The organism is Vibrio sp. Scap24, from assembly GCF_013394185.1.
Classification (GTDB): Bacteria; Pseudomonadota; Gammaproteobacteria; order Enterobacterales; family Vibrionaceae; genus Vibrio; species Vibrio pomeroyi.
On record NZ_CP041332.1, the window covers coordinates 2691973 to 2709984 of the forward strand.

The following is an 18012-nucleotide window of genomic DNA, read 5'->3' on the forward strand; positions in this document are numbered from 1 at the left end:
ATAACTATAAGCTTGAAGCTGACTTAAGTGCGTTTTTCTTAATCTGAACCATTAATGAAAAGCAAAGACTGTTCCAACATTGTAATCCATTGAAAAGAATAATGGTGAGAACATATTGGAACAGGTAGCACTAAAACTATCTGGAGATAAGAGAATGAAAAAATGGCTCGTAGTAGTGAGTGTCATGTTATTGACCTCATGCGCTTATTCGCCAATCTACAACGGCAAGTCTGAGTATTCAGGCAGTCAGTTTATGTTGATGGACAGCCCTCGTCATACCATGGATTTTTTCGTTGAAAGTATGACCGAAGATTTGATCGTGTCGAATACGAGTATTTCAGCAAGAACGCCGATTGCGATTACCTCGTTTGTTGACCTGCAACACATGGACACAACAAACTGGCTCGGTAACTCAGTATCAGAAGGTTTCATTCATCAGTTTCAGCGTCGCGGCTTCAAGGTTGTTGATTTTAAAACGACGGGTTCTATCCAAGTGACTCACCAAGGTGACTTTGCGTTAAGCCGTGATTGGAAAGACTTAGCTCAAGAGCAAGACGTTCAATACGTGCTGACAGGCACTATGCTTCGCCAAGAAGGCGGTGTTCTAGTGAATGCTCGTGTGGTTGGCATGCAAACACGTATTGTGGTGGCTTCTGCACAAGGCTTCTTGCCTGCTGACCGTATTGGTCGTGACCTCGATACTCTGAACAGTATTCGAACTCAAGATGGCGTGATCATTCGTTCTGACCCTACGATCAGCCAGCCTTATACTGTTATTCTTCGCCCTTAGGAGTTCGAGATGAAGAAGTTAATGTTTGTTGTTGCTGCTTTATTGCTTGTTGGCTGTCAGCCATTGCAGAGTATGAGACCTGATGATTTCTTAGTGGCTGTTGGCTACGCGAGTATCAGTGAACAGAAAGGTCGTAATGACGAAGAGAGACGTATCCGTGCGATGAGAGCCTCTAAGATCGATGCTTATCGTGAGTTGGCTGAACAGGTTTACGGCATGCGAGTAAGCGGCCGTGCAGAACTTGAAGATCAACGCCTTGGTACAGAGCGTACGTCAGGTGCGGTTGATGGTGTTATCCGTGGTGCTGAGGTCGTGCGCAGTTACCCTGTGGGTGATAGCTACGTGACCGAGCTCCAATTGGATATCCGCAAGATGGATCAATTACGTAACTATGGCGAAGTTCAGGCAGTACCTGAAAAGAGACAACAAACACTATTCTAGTTTTGGTCTTTGAATCGAATATTCTATTCAAAGATATTGGCTGTCACTCGCTTTCCAGATGGCGTATCGGCAACCAATAACTAACATGAATGTAAAAGCGGCAAGTATGAAAATACTTGCCGCTTTTTTGTTTATCGATTTTGTCAGGGCGTTCAAAGGCTGATTAGAAATTTTGATAAAGGATAACGGCGGGAATAGTCTGAGATACAGATACAGATACAGATACAGATACAGATACAGATACAGATAGACGGTTAATAAGGGGGATTACTGAAGAGGAAGAGTTAACCTTAACTAAGCTTTTACGTTGGTTCCCAGCGTGGAAATAGTATGCGTTTGACCACCGGCATTGTAGGTCATGCCAATTTTTCCGTGGCTTTGCTGCATCATATTGCTGAGTTTTTTGAAGCTAAGGTGTGCTCGATTCAAGGCTTCGCCATTAACCAGGTTCGCTTGATGGCAATCATGCACTATGGACTTGATGGTTGCGACTAACTGAGCGAGTTCAGGATTCTCGGTCAGCTCTGAGATATTGGTATGGGCAGCGATGCGTTGATCGGTTGATCTTAGCTGTTCGACAAGAACTACTTTTTCTTTGGCGATTCGCTCAATATCATTGGATTGTCGGCTCGTGATCGCGGTTTTCTCTGAACTTAATAATTCAGATAAGGCTTTGGCATTTTGAAGTTGAAAATTAACTAAGTCTGCTAGTGCCGCCATAACGTAAACCTATCAATAACCTCGTGTGCTTTAAGTTAACCACTTAATCTAAGGGGTAGTGCTTAAAGACCTTTTAATTCGTTTTCGAACTTGATCATGTTGTCAGCCAGTTTTTCTGGATCAACCGTGTATGAACCGTTCGCAATTGCTTCTTTGATCGCTGCTACTTTTACAGAATCAAAGCTTGGCTGTGCTGCCATGTCTTGATGGAGTTGACCAATCGCTTTGCCTTGTTGGCTTAGAGAAACCGCATCTTTGCTTGCTGGTGATTTAGTTGACACATCAGAACGTGATGCCTCAGAACTAGAATCAGAGCGTACTGCTGATCGGTTGGTGGTCGTTAGGGTTTGCCCTGAACGAATATTATCAATGCCTGCCATAGTTAAGCCTTTTTCTTCAAAAATGGGAACCTGTACAGTCAATATCGACCAAGGGTTCGAATACTTTAGCAATTTTTAGCTCAATAGTCGAAAAGAGACCAAACACTGCTGCTGTGATTTTCAGCATTAGAGTTGAGAGCAAAATCGCTAACGATACCGTCAATTTAGAAGTAAAGAGTTAAAAGTAAACCGTGACTTCAGACATGCTGGTAACAATTCCTTCAATTATACGCTGTGATTTATCATTTTTCACTCTTACTTGATCGCCCATTGAGCCATCGGTAAGTGCAGTGCCCTTGGTGGTAATGGTCATGCCACCTTTTACTGCCTGTATGATAACCTTCTCGTTTCGGCATACGACACAGATATCGCCTCTTTCAACAACATCTCCCGGTCTTAGGTTCTTTTTAACCTTTGCACCGACGACTTGCTCTGGAGCGGTGAAACCTTGACGACGAAACTTGTTAAGAGAAATCATCGCGGTGGTCACATCGTATTGACCAACAATTTCGCCTCTCGCGAGTGCTCTGGTTGTCGTCACAAGCGGTACTGACATCGAAAGGCGTACCGGTACATAAACTCGCCACTCATCAGGAACACATTGCACTAAAACCGTAATACTGCTGCGGGTATTGGTGGTGGTTGAGGCACTTGTCTCGAGAGGGATTGGGCAGTCTGTTGCTTTGATTCTTGAGTCAACATTTGCTGAATTAACAAAGAGTTCGCCGCCTCGTGGCTGTTCAACGGTATCAAGGATGTGTTGCTCCGCCGCAGACTGAATTATCTCAATTTGTTCTGGGGTCGCAGCTTGCACAAAAAAACTAAACAATATTGATAAAATGCCGATAAACTTAGCGACAGTTTTAAAAGTAGCTCTACACATTGCTATGGAAAGAGGTGGCAAATTTGTTTTATAATACGTCATTCCGTTTCTCTGGTGGTTCGTAGCCTGCAGTAGACTAACACTTTTTATACAAAAAAGTTTGATATGGAGATGAGCTCATGACGGGTATTCTTGATTCGGTGAATCAGCGTACGCAACTCGTCGGTCAAAACCGATTAGAATTACTAACCTTTCGCCTAATGGGGCGTCAGCGTTACGGCATTAATGTTTTTAAAGTAAAAGAAGTGCTTCAATGCCCTAAGCTGACGAAGATGCCAAACTTGAACCCACTGGTTAAAGGTGTCGCACACATTCGTGGCCAAACGATCTCTGTGATTGATTTGAGCTTAGCGATTGGTGGCCGCCCTACAACGGATGTTGAAAAGTGTTTTGTGGTTATCTCTGAGTTTAACCGAACCATTCAAGGTTTCTTGGTAAGTTCAGTTGAGCGCATTATTAACATGCACTGGGAATCGATTCTTCCGCCGCCAGATGGCGCAGGTAAAGCCAACTACCTAACAGCGGTAACCAACATCGATAATGAATTAGTCGAAATTCTAGATGTTGAAAAGATTCTTGCTGAGATTTCACCTGTTGATGAAACAATGGACAGCAAAATTGCTGAAGAGATCGCAGAAGTAGAACAAGAGAAAGAATTGGTTCGCCGTATCTTGATTGCTGATGATTCGACGGTTGCTCGTAAGCAGGTTCAACGTGCTATCGAGTCGATTGGTTTTGAAGTTATCTCAGTGAAAGATGGTAAAGAAGCCTACGAGAAGTTGATGCAGATGTCAGCCGAGGGCAGTATTTACGACCAGATTTCATTGGTGATTTCAGATATCGAAATGCCAGAAATGGATGGATACACGCTGACTGCTGAGATTCGTCGTCACGCAGAATTGAAAGATTTATACGTAATTTTACACTCATCATTGAGTGGTGTATTTAACCAAGCCATGGTTGAGCGCGTAGGGGCTAACTCCTTCATCGCGAAATTCAACCCTGATGAGCTTGGTGCAGCGGTTAAAGCTGCGTTAACTAACTAAAAGAGACATTAATGACTGCTATAACAATAAGTGATCAAGAGTATCGCGATTTCAGCCGTTTCTTAGAATCTCAATGTGGCATTGTATTAGGTGACAGCAAACAGTACTTAGTGCGCAGCCGTCTAAGCCCATTAGTAACGAAGTTCAATGTAGCGTCGTTATCTGATTTGCTAAGAGATGTAGTGACAGGTCGAAACCGTGAGTTGAGAGTGGCAGCAGTGGATGCTATGACGACGAACGAGACACTTTGGTTCCGAGATACTTACCCGTTTGCTGTGCTTGCGGATAAACTTCTACCGGAAATAGCGGCAAATAAACGTCCTATTAAGATTTGGTCTGCGGCAAGCTCTTCAGGCCAAGAACCATACTCAATGGCAATGACGGTGCTTGAGACTCAAGCTCGTAAGCCGGGTATGCTGCCAAATGTATCGATTACCGCAACTGACATCTCAGCAAGTATGTTGGATATGTGCCGCACGGGCGCGTACGATAACCTTGCATTGGGGCGCGGACTTTCTCCAGAGCGTCGTCGTACCTTCTTTGAAGATGCGGGCGATGGTCGAATGAAAGTGAAAGACAACGTGAAGCGCATGGTGAACTTCCGTCCTCAAAACTTGATGGACAGCTATGCACTGTTAGGCAAGTTCGACATCATTTTCTGTCGTAACGTGCTGATTTACTTCTCACCTGATATGAAGTCAAAGGTACTTAACCAGATGGCAAATAGCCTCAATCCTGGTGGTTACTTGTTATTGGGTGCGTCGGAATCACTAACAGGCTTAACGGATCGTTTTGAAATGGTTCGCTGTAATCCAGGCATCATCTACAAATTAAAGTAATGGTTGGCACCACAATCAGGTGCGACGTTACTGTCTAATTTCAAAACCCAGCCAAGTGCTGGGTTTTCTTTTTCCTGCTTAACCTATATCTTTAAGTCAGAGTGACATTCCAATTTACTCTATTTTTTGGCTTGTATATTGCAAGTTTACCCACGAGTAACCTGTAAAAGTATTGATAGACCACTTTTTTTTAAAAGTTGGTATATATATTGCTTTGGTTATTTCATAACAGTCAGTTCTTGAGTTGAGGTTTACATGGCTATTTCTTTTGACAATGCTTTAGGCATTCACCAACACACAGTTGGTGTACGTGAGCGTAACGCTGAGGTGCTTTCCACCAATATCGCGCAAGCAAACACGCCTGGGTATAAGGCAAAGGGATTAGACTTTAAGAAATCGCTGCAAGCGGCAAGTTCTGGGGCAAGCATTGGTCTTAGCCGCACAGATGGTCGGCACATTTCTGCCTCAACAACGGTGAACGGGGAAACGAAGTATCGAATTCCTACACAACCTGATACAGGAGATGGCAACACGGTTGATTTGGATTTGGAAAGAAACCTTTTCATGCAAAACCAAATTAGGCATCAAGCCTCTCTCGACTTCCTAGGAAGTAAGTTCAAGAATTTAACTAAAGCGATTAAAGGGGAATAATTAGATGAGCTTATTTAATGTATTCAATGTGACTGGTTCTGCGATGAGTGCTGAATCTGTTCGTCTAAATACGACCTCGAGCAACCTTGCGAACGCGGACAGTGTAAGTAGTTCTGCTGAAGAAACTTACAAAGCTCGCCACGCAGTGTTCGGCGCTGAGTTAAATCGAGCACGCAACAGTGACCACACTGTGCCTGTGAAAGTATTAGGTATTGTTGAAAGCGATAAGCCGCTAAGCGCGGAGTACAACCCAGATCACCCATTAGCGAATAACGAAGGCTACATCTACAAGCCGAACGTAAACGTTATGGAAGAGATGGCAAACATGATTTCGGCATCACGTGCGTACCAAACGAACGTACAGGTTGCTGACTCGAGTAAACAAATGCTGCTGCGTACGCTGCAGATGGGTCAATAAGGATAAGGAGGTAGCACATGGCTGGAATCAACAACAATGTTGGTCAAAGCGGCTTGTCCTATGTTGACCAGCTGAAGAGTCTTCAAGATGGCGCTAAGAAGCCCGACGAAACAACAGGTAAGCAGGATCTTAAACAAGAAGATTTCTTATCTTTGTTGACTAAGCAATTAGCACAGCAAGACCCTTTCAAGCCGGTTAGCAATGACCAGATGATTGCGCAAATGGCTTCATTTGCGACCGTAGATGGCATTGGCAAAATGAATACACAGTTTGAAAGCTTGAATTCATCAATGACCTCTAACCAAGCACTGCAGGCCTCCTCTTTGGTTGGCCGTGATGTATTGGTTCCTGGTGCGGCAGGTGTGAAACCCGGTGATGGCGGTATGGCGGCAATGGTTAAGCTTCCTCAGGCAATGGACAATGTAATGGTCCGTGTTGAGAACGAAGTTGGCCAATTAGTTCGCACATTTGATATCGGCTCTAAACCTTCGGGTGACACACGTGTTGAATGGGACGGAAAAGACGAAGACGGTAACCCATTGCCGGCCGGTAAATACAACGTGAAAGCGTCGGGTTTGCTGGATGGCGAGAACACAGAGTTCCAAGTTTCCAGTTATGCGAACGTGAACAGTGTGCTTCTTGGTAAGGGTGATGGCAACGTACTACTCAATCTGGCTGGTTTCACATCGCCAGTACGACTTGCTGAAGTACTAGAAGTTGGTAAAGCGTAGCTCTTTATTGAGTGACTATGCTAGCTAGATAGATTAGGAGAATATTGGAATGTCATATGTAGCTTTAAGCGGCCTATCCGCTGCACAATTAGACCTGAATACAACCAGTAACAACATTGCGAACGCAAACACATTTGGCTTTAAAGAGTCTCGTGCTGAGTTCGGTGATGTTTACTCAAGCTCGTTGTTCACTAACGCAAAAACAACTGCTGGTGGTGGTGCGCAAGCTAGCCAAGTAGCGCAGCAGTTCCACGAAGGTTCGAGTATTTATACAAACAACCCAATGGACCTACGTGTCAGTGGTACAGGTTTCTTTGCAGTATCGAAAGATCGCATGGTGCCAGAGATTAATGAACTAACGCGTAATGGTGCATTTCACCTAAACAAAGATAACTACATGGTTACAGCTAACGATGAGTTTCTTTTAGGTTACGATGTTGATCCTAACTCGGGTGAAGTTCTTTCTTACGCACCAAAGCCTCTCGACATTCCTGCTGAGTTTGGTAAGCCAAAACAGACAGAAAACATTGAAGTAGGGGTTAACCTGCCTGCAAACGGTGATCTTAAAGACCCAGCTGCATTTAACTACCAAGATGCTGATACTTATAACCGTGCAACGTCTTCGACGGTATACGATTCTATGGGTCAGTCTTACAAGTTGACGACTTACTACCTCAAAGATCAGACTCAACCAAACACTTGGCAAACGTACTACACCATGTCAGATGAGAATGGCGAAAAGCCAATCAACATTACTGGTGGTGATGCGACAAATGCACAAGGCCATGTTGGTCACACAATGAAGTTCAACAATGACGGTACGTTAGCGAGCCTGAACAATGGTCAGCCGATTAACTCGGAACCACTAGGTGCTGGCGCGAACCCAATTGACTTGAACGGTGCGGATCCAACACAAGTGCTTAAGTTTGGTCTAGATTCTTCAACTCAGTTTGCTGCTCCGTTTGAATTGACTAAGTTTGATGAAGATGGCGCGACAACAGGTTTCTTAACCAAAATCGATTTCGATGAGTACGGCAGTGTTCTAGGTACTTACTCAAACGGTGAAAACGTGATGCTTGGCCGTGTAGGCTTGGTTCGTGTACCAAATGAGCAAGGTCTAGATAAGAAAGGCGGCACTCAATGGGATTCTACTAATGACTCAGGTGACAAAATCTGGGGTGAATCGAATAAAGGTTCATTTGGTAGCATCAACAACGGCTCTCTAGAGCAGTCGAACATCGATATGACTCAAGAACTGGTTGATTTGATTTCTGCTCAACGTAACTTCCAAGCGAACTCGCGTTCTCTAGAAGTACACAACCAGCTACAACAGAATATTCTTCAGATTCGTTAATCGTTTAAAGCGTTTGAATCATCTGCGAATACCCAATTCAATGTTATTGAATTGGGTATTGTTGGTGAATTTAATATGGCTGTTTGTCCTTTTATTTGCCGCCCCTATTGCCGCACGGTAATGCCACTGGCAACAATTCTTCCTGAATGATCCTTTGATGATCACCTTTCTTGTTTGTTTTCTATTTAAATTATTGATAAATAACAGTTAAAAATATTGGCACAGTGTTTGCTTTATTAGCCCCAGAAGATGATTTTTGGAGCAAAATTATGGATCGCGCACTGTTTCTTGCCATGAGTGGCGCTAAGCAAAATATGCAAGCTTTGCAGCTACGTGCAAATAACCTTGCCAACGTAAGTACAACGGGTTTCCGTGCTGATTTAGCACAAGCACGTTCAATGCAAGCGTATGGTGAAGGCATGCCTACTCGTGTTTTCAGCATGACAGAGCGCCCAGGTCATAATTTCGCTCAGGGTAGTGTGGTTACTACTGGCCGAGATCTAGACGTGACTATTCAAGGTGATGGTTGGATTTCAGTGATGGACAACACTGGTCGTGAAGGTTTAACACGTAACGGCAACCTAAGAGTTGACCAAAACGGTTTACTAACCAACGCAAGTGGTCACTTAGTGCTAGGCGAAAACGACGCACCAATCACGTTGCCTATCCCAATCAGTAAAGTAGAAATTGGTACAGACGGTACGATCTCTGTCATTCCTCAAGGCGCTCCAGCGGAAGAATTGGCCGTGGTTGATCGTATTAAGCTTGTACGTCCAGACAACCAAAGTTTGTTTAAAGATACGAATGGTCTATTCCGTTCGAAAAACCCAGATCAGGCATACGAAGCAGATGCAGCGGTAACGTTGCTAAAAGGTGCTATCGAAGGCAGTAACGTAAATGCCGTAGGTGAAATGACCAGCTTAATTGACTTACAACGTCAGTTTGAAATGCAGGTCAAGATGATGAGCACAGCAGAGGAAATGGACAAGTCGTCTGATTCACTGCTTCGTATGAGCTAATAGAATTTAAAGGAAATTGCTATGCATCCAGCATTATGGGTAAGTAAAACAGGTTTAGACGCCCAACAAACCAATATCTCAACGATTTCGAACAACCTTGCCAACGCCTCGACCATTGGTTTTAAAAAGAGCCGCGCGGTATTTGAAGACCTGTTCTATCAGAATATCAACCAACCGGGTGGTCAATCGTCTCAGAACACTGAGCTGCCAAGTGGTTTGATGTTGGGTGCTGGTTCTAAGGTAGTAGCAACTCAAAAGGTTCACACTCACGGTAACGCACAAACAACGTCGAACAGCCTAGATATGATGATTGAAGGCGACGGCTTCTTCCAAGTTGAGATGCCAGACGGTGAAACAGGTTACAGCCGTAATGGTCAGTTCACACTGAACGGTGATGGTGCAATCGTAACATCGGGTCAAGGCTACCCGCTACAACCTGAAATCGTTATCCCAGAAGATGCGATCTCGGTGACAGTAGGTAACGATGGTGAAGTATCGGTTCGTCTTCGTGGTGAGCAAAACAACGTCGTAGTTGGTCAAATCACAATTACAGACTTCGTAAACCCAGGCGGTTTAGAACCAGTCGGTCAAAACCTTTACTTGCCGACAGGTGCAAGTGGTGACCCACAAGAAGGTGTTCCGGGTTTTGATGGCCTAGGTAACATCCGCCAGTCGATGCTAGAAACATCGAACGTAAACGTAACCGAAGAGCTAGTGAATATGATCGAAGCTCAACGTGTTTACGAGATGAACTCGAAAGTTATCTCGTCGGTCGACAAGATGATGAGCTTTGTTAACCAGCAGCTGTAATTGGTTTATTTGCCGCTTACTTGTTTCGCATTAATCGACGTGTTTGCCACTGTCTACTATTTACAACGACTTGTTGAGAGTATATCGCCATGAAACGTATTTTTTGTTTAGCCCTGTTTTTGTCTATGACTGGCTGTTCTGTATTGGAGCCAATTGAAACGCCAGCGCAAGAGAATGCGACCACAGTGGTTGATGCGGTAGAAGGCGATAAGTCGGCGGAAGAAAGCTCAGGCATTATCGACACGCTTCGTGGCAGAACCGATCCTATCGCTGGTGACCCAGCATGGGCGCCAATAAATCCAAAAGAAAAACCAGAGCATTACGCAGCGGCAACAGGCTCTCTGTTTAATATTAACCATATTGGCAGCATGTACGATGATTCAAAACCGCGTGGTATTGGTGACATCATTACCGTGGCGCTGGATGAGAACACTCGAGCGACCAAAAAAGCTAACGCTGACATGTCTAAGTCGAACGATGCCTCTATGGAACCTCTGGCTGTGGGCGGGCAAGAGCTGACGATCGACAAGTACAACTTCTCTTATGACCTGAGCAATACCAATACCTTTGCAGGTGATGCGTCAGCCAACCAAAGTAACAGCATCAGCGGCTACATTACCGTTGAAGTTATCGAAGTATTAGCTAATGGCAACCTAGTGGTTCGTGGCGAAAAGTGGATGACACTGAACACGGGTGATGAGTACATCCGCCTGAGCGGCACTATTCGCCCTGATGATATTGACTTCGAAAACACCATCGCTTCAAACCGTGTTTCTAACGCACGAATTCAGTACTCAGGCACTGGCGTGCAAAAAGATATGCAAGAGCCTGGATTCTTGGCACGATTCTTTAATGTATCTCTGTAGAGCTTGAGAGGGTGTCGGCTTACTGACTCTCTCGTAATTATCTAATTTCAAGCTAACTCATTATAAATTAAAGCAATACAGACAGGTTACTCAATGAAAAAACTGACACTCGTACTATTCGGCATGCTATTTCTTGCCACCAGTGCTCATGCTGCGCGTATTAAAGACGTGGCAAAAGTGGCGGGTGTTCGTAGTAACCAACTTGTTGGTTATGGTTTGGTCACAGGCTTGCCGGGTACTGGTGAGACAACTCCCTTTACCGATCAAACATTTAACGCAATGCTGCAAAATTTTGGCATTCAATTGCCGCCCGGCACTAAGCCAAAAACCAAAAACGTAGCGGCCGTTATTGTGACTGCTGAACTGCCAGCCTTCTCTAAGCAAGGTCAGGAAGTTGACGTAACCGTATCTTCTATCGGTTCGGCAAAAAGCCTACGTGGTGGCACGCTGCTACAAACCTTCCTAAAAGGTCTTGATGGCCAAGTGTATGCCGTAGCGCAAGGTAACTTGGTGGTCAGTGGCTTTAGCGCGCAGGGTAATGACGGTTCTAAGATTGTCGGTAACAACCCTAACGTTGGCATCATCTCTAGCGGTGCAACGGTTGAACAAGAGATCCCAACGCCATTCGGCCGTGGTGACTACATCACCTTCAACCTAATCCAATCCGATTTCACAACGGCTCAGCGTATGGCTGATGCGGTTAATAATTTCCTAGGCCCACAAATGGCTTCAGCGGTAGACGCAACTTCAGTAAAAGTTCGTGCACCGCGTGAAATCAGCCAACGTGTGGCGTTCTTATCGGCTATCGAAAACATCGAGTTCGACCCTGCAGAAGGTTCTGCAAAAATCATCGTAAACTCTCGTACTGGTACGATTGTGGTTGGTAAGCACGTTCGCCTAAAAGCGGCAGCGGTAACGCACGGTGGTATGACGGTTGCTATCAAAGAAAACCTAAACGTAAGCCAACCGAATGCATTTTCAGGTGGTCAAACGGTAGTCGTTCCTGATTCAGATATCGAAGTCACTGAAGCTGATGGCAAGATGTTCAAGTTTGAACCGGGCTTAACGCTGGATGATTTGGTTCGCGCAGTCAACGAAGTAGGCGCAGCGCCTTCTGATTTAATGGCAATCCTTCAAGCACTGAAACAAGCGGGTGCGATTGAAGGCCAATTGATCATTATCTAAGGAATAAAGCATGATTAAGAATAACAATGACATCGGCTTTATTCACGATATCGGCAGCCTAGACCGTCTTCGTCAACAAGCGGTAAATGGCGAAGAGGGCAGCGAAAAGGAAGCACTGACGGCTGCAGCAAAACAGTTTGAATCGATTTTTACTTCTATGTTGTTTAAATCGATGCGCGATGCAAACTCAAGCTTCAAGTCGGACATGTTGAACAGCCAGAACGAGCAGTTTTATCGCCAGATGCAAGATGACCAAATGGCGAGTGAGTTGAGCGCTTCAGGTTCGCTTGGTCTTGCGGATATGATTGTCGCGCAGTTAAGTGCGGGTCAAGCAAGCGACGTGACAGAGGATAAGGTTCGTAGTGAAGGCTTTGATACTTCATTGCAAAGACCTCAGTACTCAGGTCGCTCAGAAGATAGAGCATCTGAAGTTCAATCTGCGTCAGCGGCTAAACAACCCGTCTCTTTCGATTCCCCAGAGTCGTTTGTTACCTCAATGAAGCCTTACGCAGAAAAAGCGGCAAGCGCTCTTGGTGTGGATTCATCTCTACTATTGGCCCAAGCGGCACTTGAGACAGGTTGGGGTTCTAAAATGGTTAAGAACTCACTAGGTAACAGCAATAACCTATTCAACATCAAAGCGGACAGAAGTTGGAAAGGCGATAAAGTCGCGACTCAAACACTCGAGTTCCATGGTAAAACTGCCGTTAAAGAATCGGCGTCTTTCCGTTCGTACTCAAACTTTGAAGATAGCTTTAATGACTATGTGAAGTTCTTAAACGAAAACCCAAGATACGAAACGGCATTGCAGCATCAAGGTAATTCAGAGAACTTCATCAAAGGTATTCATAAAGCGGGTTACGCAACTGACCCTAACTATGCAGATAAGGTATTGCGCGTTAAAGCTAAGATTGATGAGATGAACTAATCACCTTTAATGAACATTGAGAGCTTGCCATTGGCAGGCTCTTTTCTTATCCATCACCTCAAATCTTACCGCGTTACCCAAAGATATCTTCTTACACTTCAATAAATTATTGTCCTTTAGTTCTTATCTTTCTCTATTGGCACATATATTGCTTTTTAAACTGGTAGTTAATCAGTTCATCCTGATTTTGTTAAGTTTTTTGGGGGCATTATGGCGTCGGATCTTCTGAATGTAGGGGCACAAAGTGTTCTTACCGCTCAGAGACAGCTAAACACCACAGGTCATAACATTTCTAACGCCAACACAGAGGGCTATAGCCGCCAATCTGTGATTCAAGGTGTGAATGACCCGCGCCAGTACGGTGGTCAAACCTACGGTATGGGTGTGCATGTGGAAAATGTTCGCCGCTCTTGGGACCAATTTGCCGTCAATGAACTAAACCTATCGACAACCAATGCCGCTAACAAAGGTGATACAGAAGCGAACCTAGATATGCTGTCGAGCATGTTGTCATCGGTGGCTTCGAAGAAGATCCCTGAAAATCTCAACGAATGGTTTGATTCGGTGAAAACATTGGCCGACACACCGAATGATGTTGGTGCGCGAAAGGTTGTATTAGAAAAGGCTGGGCTATTAAGTAAAACGTTGAATGAGTTTCATGAAACGGTTCGCCAACAGTCTGATTCTACGAACAAAAAATTAGACATGGGTATCGAGCGAGTTAACCAACTGGCTTACGAGATCCGTGATGTACAACGCTTAATGATGCGAACTCCTGGGCCACATAACGACCTACGAGATCAGCACGAAAAGCTAATTAATGAGCTGTCTGGTTATACCAAAGTCACGGTAACGCCGCGCTCAAACGCCGAAGGATTTAACGTCCATATCGGCAATGGCCACACTTTGGTTTCAGGTAGTGAAGCAAGCCAACTGAAAATGGTTGATGGCTTGCCCGATGCGCATCAGCGTCGCTTGGCGATTGTTGAAGGGAAGTCTTTAAAACCGATCACCAGCAGTGATATCGACGGAAAAATCGGTGCCATGTTAGACATGCGAGACGAGCATATTCCAGCAATTATGGATGAGCTTGGCCGTTTGGCGACGGCGTTTTCGTACAAGGTAAATAGTCTTCAAGAACAAGGTTTAGATCTCAACGGTAACGTGGGTAAGGACCTGTTTACCGATGTGAACTCAGAGCTGGTGGCAAAATCTCGTGTCACGGCCAGTGGGCAGTCGAAAGCGGATGTTGCGGTATATATCGATGACACCTCTGCCTTGAAAGGTGGTGAATACGGCCTTAAGTATGACGGCAGTGATTATGTTGTGACTAAGCCGAATGGCGAAACCGTTAAGGTGACGACCGACTCGAGTGGCAACGCATTTTATCTTGATGGTATGCGAGTAGAAGTGCGTAATCCTCCTGAACTTGGCGAGAAGCTATTACTGCGCCCAACGCGTAACTTTGCCGCTCAGATTCAGATGGAAACCAAAGATCCAAAAGACATCGCTGCACAAAGTTATGAAGCTTCGACCACTTTTGCCAAAGGTACGGCAGGATTCAAAATCCTAGAAGCTGGTCAGCTGCGTGAGTTTGAAGTGATTGTGTCACCAAAGGGTGAGCAGTTTGCGGTGACGGATCCGAAGGGCAACATTTTAATGCAGCCGCAACCATATCCGCCACAAGGGCCTGTGACCATCAATGGCACCACCTTTGAGCTAACGGCTGGCGCGGTGGCGAACGATAAATTTACGGCAAACCTTGTCCCATCAGAAGGCGACAACGGAAACCTACGTAAGTTACAAGACCTCCAAACAGGCAAGATCTTGAATGATGGTGAGTCTACGATTTTAGATCTTTACCACAACTTGAATACCAATACGGGCTTGAAGTCTTCAACGGCAAATCGCTTGAGTGATATCGCGACCTTAGAAAAGCAGTCAGCTCAAGAACGTATTGCTTCGATTTCGGGGGTTAACCTCGATGAAGAAGCGGCAAATATGATGAAATTTCAGCAAGCGTACATGGCTTCTTCACGCATCATGCAAGCAGCCAATGACACGTTTAATACTATTTTGGCTCTGAGGTAGGAAGTATAAATGTTGAATCGTATTTCTAGCTTCCATAACTATCAGTCAGTACAAAATGACTTGCGCCGTCAAGAGAACAAGGTGCATCACAACCAAGCGCAACTCGCTTCTGGTAAGAAGCTGCAGTCGCCGAGTGATGACCCGTTAGCGACGCACTATTTGCAAAACATCGGTCAGCAGTCAGAGCAGCTTAAGCAATATGTTGATGCGATTACTTTGGTCAGAAACCGTCTTGAGCATCATGAGGTATTGGTTTCCAACACTGAAGGTTTTGCTGATGAAGCAAAACGAACCGTGATGGAAATGATCAACGGTGCGCTTTCCCCTGAAGACCGTTTAGCGAAAAAGCGTGAGATCCAAGAGCTAGCGAATAACTTCCTGCACTTGGCCAACTCTCAAGATGAGTCGGGTAACTATACATTCGCGGGCACTAAGCCGAAGAATCAGCCTTTCTTTCGAGATAACGAAGGGAATGTGACGTATCAAGGTGATGACTACCAACGCAAGATGCGTGTGGCAAGCAGCTTTGAAATGGCGATGAATGATCCTGGCAGCAAGATGTTTATGGAAATAGACAACCCGTTCGGTGATTACGAGCCTCAATATGAGCTTGAACCTGCGTCTGAGTTATTGCTCGGGCGTGCGACCAACAGCGATGAAGATGGGTCTACTTATAAAGTGACTTTTGTCGACATGCAGACGGGTAATTTCGCTTATCAGCTTGAGAAAGACGGCGCAGTGGTTGCGGCAGAAGATTTTGATCCTTCGACAGGCATTGTTTACGAAGGGCTGAATATTCAAGTCAAAGGCCAGATCACTAAGGGTGATTCAATCACCTTGGAGCCGAGAGAGACATTTTCGATCTTTGATACGTTCAAAGAGGCGGCAGAACAGGCAGAAAATCCTGTGTCAGATGCATCGGCAACGGCGAAATTGCACCAAGTAACAGAAGAGTTTCATGCTGCGTTTATCCATCTAACCAAGGCGAGAACCGATGTCGGTGCACGCTTGAGTACCTTGGATATTCAAGAACAACAACATGAAGATTTTAAGTTGTCTTTGGCGAAAGCGAAAAGCAACTTTGAAGACTTGGATTATTCGAAAGCCATCATTGAATTCAATGAAAACTCTCGTGCGCTCCAAGCTTCACAACAAGCGTTTGGCAAAACAAAAGACCTAACCTTGTTTAACTATATTTAACGATCTAGTGGTGAACTGCTGTTCATCACGGAGTCGATTCTTTGCCTTATGTGCTATGCCATACGTGCGAATGACTCCAATGCTTGCCGCTTTTTTGTACGAAACATTTTGTTTTTCAAGATAGCGGCAAAAAACGGCAATCAGGAGGGTATACGTTGTTTCACCCTCAAAGAACAAACAATCATAATCGCGTTTAATTTTGTGTAAGTTTTTGATTTTTATTTAATTAAAAAATTATTTATACAAAATTAAACTTGGCATACAACTTGTATCTGTGTTGGTTATAAATGATTAATACAGATCTTAAACCCTGAATAGGGTTTATCGAGTAATACACGGTCAGTGCTTATCCATATGAGAGTAAAGCTGGCCGCTTCGCAGAAAGTTTGCGAACTCATAAGGAGAGCAAAATGGCTATCAATGTAAGCACTAACGTATCTGCTATGACAGCACAGCGTTACCTGAATAAAGCGTCTAATGACTTAGCGACTTCTATGGAGCGTTTGTCATCGGGTCACAAGATCAACAGCGCAAAAGACGATGCTGCGGGTCTGCAAATTTCGAACCGCTTAACGGCACAATCGCGTGGTCTTGATGTAGCAATGCGTAATGCTAACGACGGTATTTCGATTGCTCAAACAGCAGAAGGCGCGATGAACGAATCGACTAACGTACTACAACGTATGCGTGATCTAGCGATTCAATCATCAAACGGCACTAACTCTCCAGCAGAGCGTACAGCACTGAATGAAGAGTCAATGGCACTTCAAGATGAGCTTAACCGTATCGCGGAAACAACCTCTTTTGGTGGTCGTCGTCTATTGAACGGTTCATTTGGTGAAGCGTCGTTCCAGATTGGTTCTAACTCTGGTGAAGCGATGATCATGGCGTTAACTAGCATTCGTGCCGATGATTTCCGCATGGGTGGTACTACGTTTGATTCAGAAAACGCGAAAGATAAAGATTGGCAAGTGCCGCCAACCGCAAGCGATCTTAAGTTCGAATTTAAGACTAAAGCGGGCGAAGACATCATTCTAGATATCAACACCAAAGCAGGTGACGATATTGAAGAACTGGCGACTTACATTAATGGTCAATCTGATCTAGTGAACGCATCGGTTACCGATGAAGGCCGTTTACAGCTGTTCGTTGCTGAACCTGACCTTGAGGGTTCAATGTCTATCTCTGGTGGTCTAGCATCTGAGCTAGGTATTAAGAGTGAAGGCCGTGCTACATCAGTTCAAGATATCAGCTTAACAAGCGTTGCAGGTTCACAGAACGCAATCAGCGTAATTGATTCTGCAATGAAGTACGTAGATTCACAGCGCGCTGATTTGGGTGCGAAACAGAACCGTCTAAGCCACAGTATTAATAACTTGGCAAACGTACAAGAGAACGTAGACGCTTCTAACAGCCGAATCAAAGATACGGACTTTGCGAAAGAGACGACGCAAATGACCAAGTCACAAATTCTGCAACAAGCAGGTACTTCGATACTTGCTCAAGCAAAACAGTTGCCTAACTCTGCAATGACATTATTGCAATAGTTATTGGTTGAACTTGCTGCTCGTGTTCAGACGTGAGCCATGCAGCAAGGGAAACTGGCAAGCATACTTACTATTGAGTGTTTAGCTCTCTCATCTCTCACCTGCTATCCATT

Annotated in this window: 19 protein-coding genes; 16 read left to right on the forward strand and 3 right to left on the reverse strand. The window is 44.8% G+C overall.

The features are described 5' to 3' along the window. Window positions 1–154: 154 nt before the first annotated feature. Window positions 155–790 carry a FlgO family outer membrane protein gene (locus FLM53_RS12010; protein WP_016791310.1) on the forward strand — a complete coding sequence of 212 codons (636 nt, stop codon included), beginning with the start codon at window positions 155–157 and terminating at the stop codon, window positions 788–790. A 9-nt stretch (window positions 791–799) separates the two neighbouring features. Further along, on the forward strand, window positions 800–1231 hold the full coding sequence (flgP, locus tag FLM53_RS12015; protein ID WP_016791311.1) for a flagellar assembly lipoprotein FlgP: 432 nt from the start codon (window positions 800–802) through the stop codon (window positions 1229–1231). A 294-nt stretch (window positions 1232–1525) separates the two neighbouring features. Here flgP and FLM53_RS12020 read toward each other — a convergent pair whose 3' ends face one another. The 3 genes from FLM53_RS12020 to flgA form a co-directional block, all read right to left on the reverse strand. Next, window positions 1526–1951 carry a flagella synthesis protein FlgN gene (locus FLM53_RS12020; protein ID WP_016784737.1) on the reverse strand — a complete coding sequence of 142 codons (426 nt, stop codon included), beginning with the start codon at window positions 1949–1951 and terminating at the stop codon, window positions 1526–1528. A 62-nt stretch (window positions 1952–2013) separates the two neighbouring features. Beyond that, complete coding sequence (flgM, locus tag FLM53_RS12025) at window positions 2014–2331, reverse strand: flagellar biosynthesis anti-sigma factor FlgM (protein WP_017631743.1); 318 nt, start codon at window positions 2329–2331, stop codon at window positions 2014–2016. Window positions 2332–2509: 178 nt separating this feature from the next. Continuing rightward, window positions 2510–3256 (reverse strand): flagellar basal body P-ring formation chaperone FlgA, encoded by a 747-nt coding sequence (gene flgA, locus FLM53_RS12030; protein WP_176681821.1) that lies wholly within the window; start codon window positions 3254–3256, stop codon window positions 2510–2512. Window positions 3257–3333: 77 nt separating this feature from the next. On the opposite strand from flgA, the gene FLM53_RS12035 reads away from it, so the two are divergent. The 14 genes from FLM53_RS12035 (at window position 3334) to FLM53_RS12100 (ending at window position 17899) form a co-directional block, all read left to right on the forward strand. Next, window positions 3334–4260 (forward strand): chemotaxis protein CheV, encoded by a 927-nt coding sequence (locus FLM53_RS12035; RefSeq protein WP_017631741.1) that lies wholly within the window; start codon window positions 3334–3336, stop codon window positions 4258–4260. Window positions 4261–4271: 11 nt separating this feature from the next. Next, window positions 4272–5099 carry a protein-glutamate O-methyltransferase gene (locus FLM53_RS12040; RefSeq protein ID WP_017631740.1) on the forward strand — a complete coding sequence of 276 codons (828 nt, stop codon included), beginning with the start codon at window positions 4272–4274 and terminating at the stop codon, window positions 5097–5099. Window positions 5100–5354: 255 nt separating this feature from the next. Then, complete coding sequence (gene flgB / locus FLM53_RS12045; RefSeq protein ID WP_004736175.1) at window positions 5355–5750, forward strand: flagellar basal body rod protein FlgB; 396 nt, start codon at window positions 5355–5357, stop codon at window positions 5748–5750. 4 nt (window positions 5751–5754) lie between these two features. Further along, window positions 5755–6168 carry a flagellar basal body rod protein FlgC gene (gene flgC / locus FLM53_RS12050; RefSeq protein WP_017631739.1) on the forward strand — a complete coding sequence of 138 codons (414 nt, stop codon included), beginning with the start codon at window positions 5755–5757 and terminating at the stop codon, window positions 6166–6168. A 17-nt stretch (window positions 6169–6185) separates the two neighbouring features. Next, window positions 6186–6899, forward strand: a complete 714-nt coding sequence (gene flgD / locus FLM53_RS12055) for a flagellar hook assembly protein FlgD (protein ID WP_010439286.1) — start codon at window positions 6186–6188, stop codon at window positions 6897–6899. Between the two features lie 49 nt (window positions 6900–6948). Beyond that, window positions 6949–8253: a flagellar hook protein FlgE gene (gene flgE / locus FLM53_RS12060; protein ID WP_176681820.1), complete on the forward strand. Its 1305-nt coding sequence runs from the start codon at window positions 6949–6951 to the stop codon at window positions 8251–8253. Window positions 8254–8522: 269 nt separating this feature from the next. Next, window positions 8523–9272: a flagellar basal-body rod protein FlgF gene (flgF, locus tag FLM53_RS12065; protein WP_017056855.1), complete on the forward strand. Its 750-nt coding sequence runs from the start codon at window positions 8523–8525 to the stop codon at window positions 9270–9272. A gap of 21 nt (window positions 9273–9293) precedes the next feature. Beyond that, window positions 9294–10082, forward strand: coding sequence for a flagellar basal-body rod protein FlgG (gene flgG / locus FLM53_RS12070; RefSeq protein ID WP_004739713.1), 789 nt, complete (start codon window positions 9294–9296; stop codon window positions 10080–10082). An 89-nt stretch (window positions 10083–10171) separates the two neighbouring features. Beyond that, a complete protein-coding gene (flgH, locus tag FLM53_RS12075) occupies window positions 10172–10948 on the forward strand; it encodes a flagellar basal body L-ring protein FlgH (RefSeq protein ID WP_176681819.1) in 777 nt (258 codons plus the stop codon). Between the two features lie 93 nt (window positions 10949–11041). After that, window positions 11042–12133, forward strand: coding sequence for a flagellar basal body P-ring protein FlgI (locus FLM53_RS12080; RefSeq protein WP_008218243.1), 1092 nt, complete (start codon window positions 11042–11044; stop codon window positions 12131–12133). 10 nt (window positions 12134–12143) lie between these two features. Then, window positions 12144–13061, forward strand: coding sequence for a flagellar assembly peptidoglycan hydrolase FlgJ (gene flgJ / locus FLM53_RS12085; protein ID WP_176681818.1), 918 nt, complete (start codon window positions 12144–12146; stop codon window positions 13059–13061). A 210-nt stretch (window positions 13062–13271) separates the two neighbouring features. Continuing rightward, complete coding sequence (flgK, locus tag FLM53_RS12090) at window positions 13272–15152, forward strand: flagellar hook-associated protein FlgK (protein ID WP_176681817.1); 1881 nt, start codon at window positions 13272–13274, stop codon at window positions 15150–15152. Window positions 15153–15161: 9 nt separating this feature from the next. Next, window positions 15162–16352 (forward strand): flagellar hook-associated protein FlgL, encoded by a 1191-nt coding sequence (gene flgL / locus FLM53_RS12095; protein WP_048661936.1) that lies wholly within the window; start codon window positions 15162–15164, stop codon window positions 16350–16352. A 410-nt stretch (window positions 16353–16762) separates the two neighbouring features. Then, window positions 16763–17899, forward strand: a complete 1137-nt coding sequence (locus FLM53_RS12100; RefSeq protein WP_076651682.1) for a flagellin — start codon at window positions 16763–16765, stop codon at window positions 17897–17899. The last annotated feature ends 113 nt before the right edge of the window (window positions 17900–18012 follow it).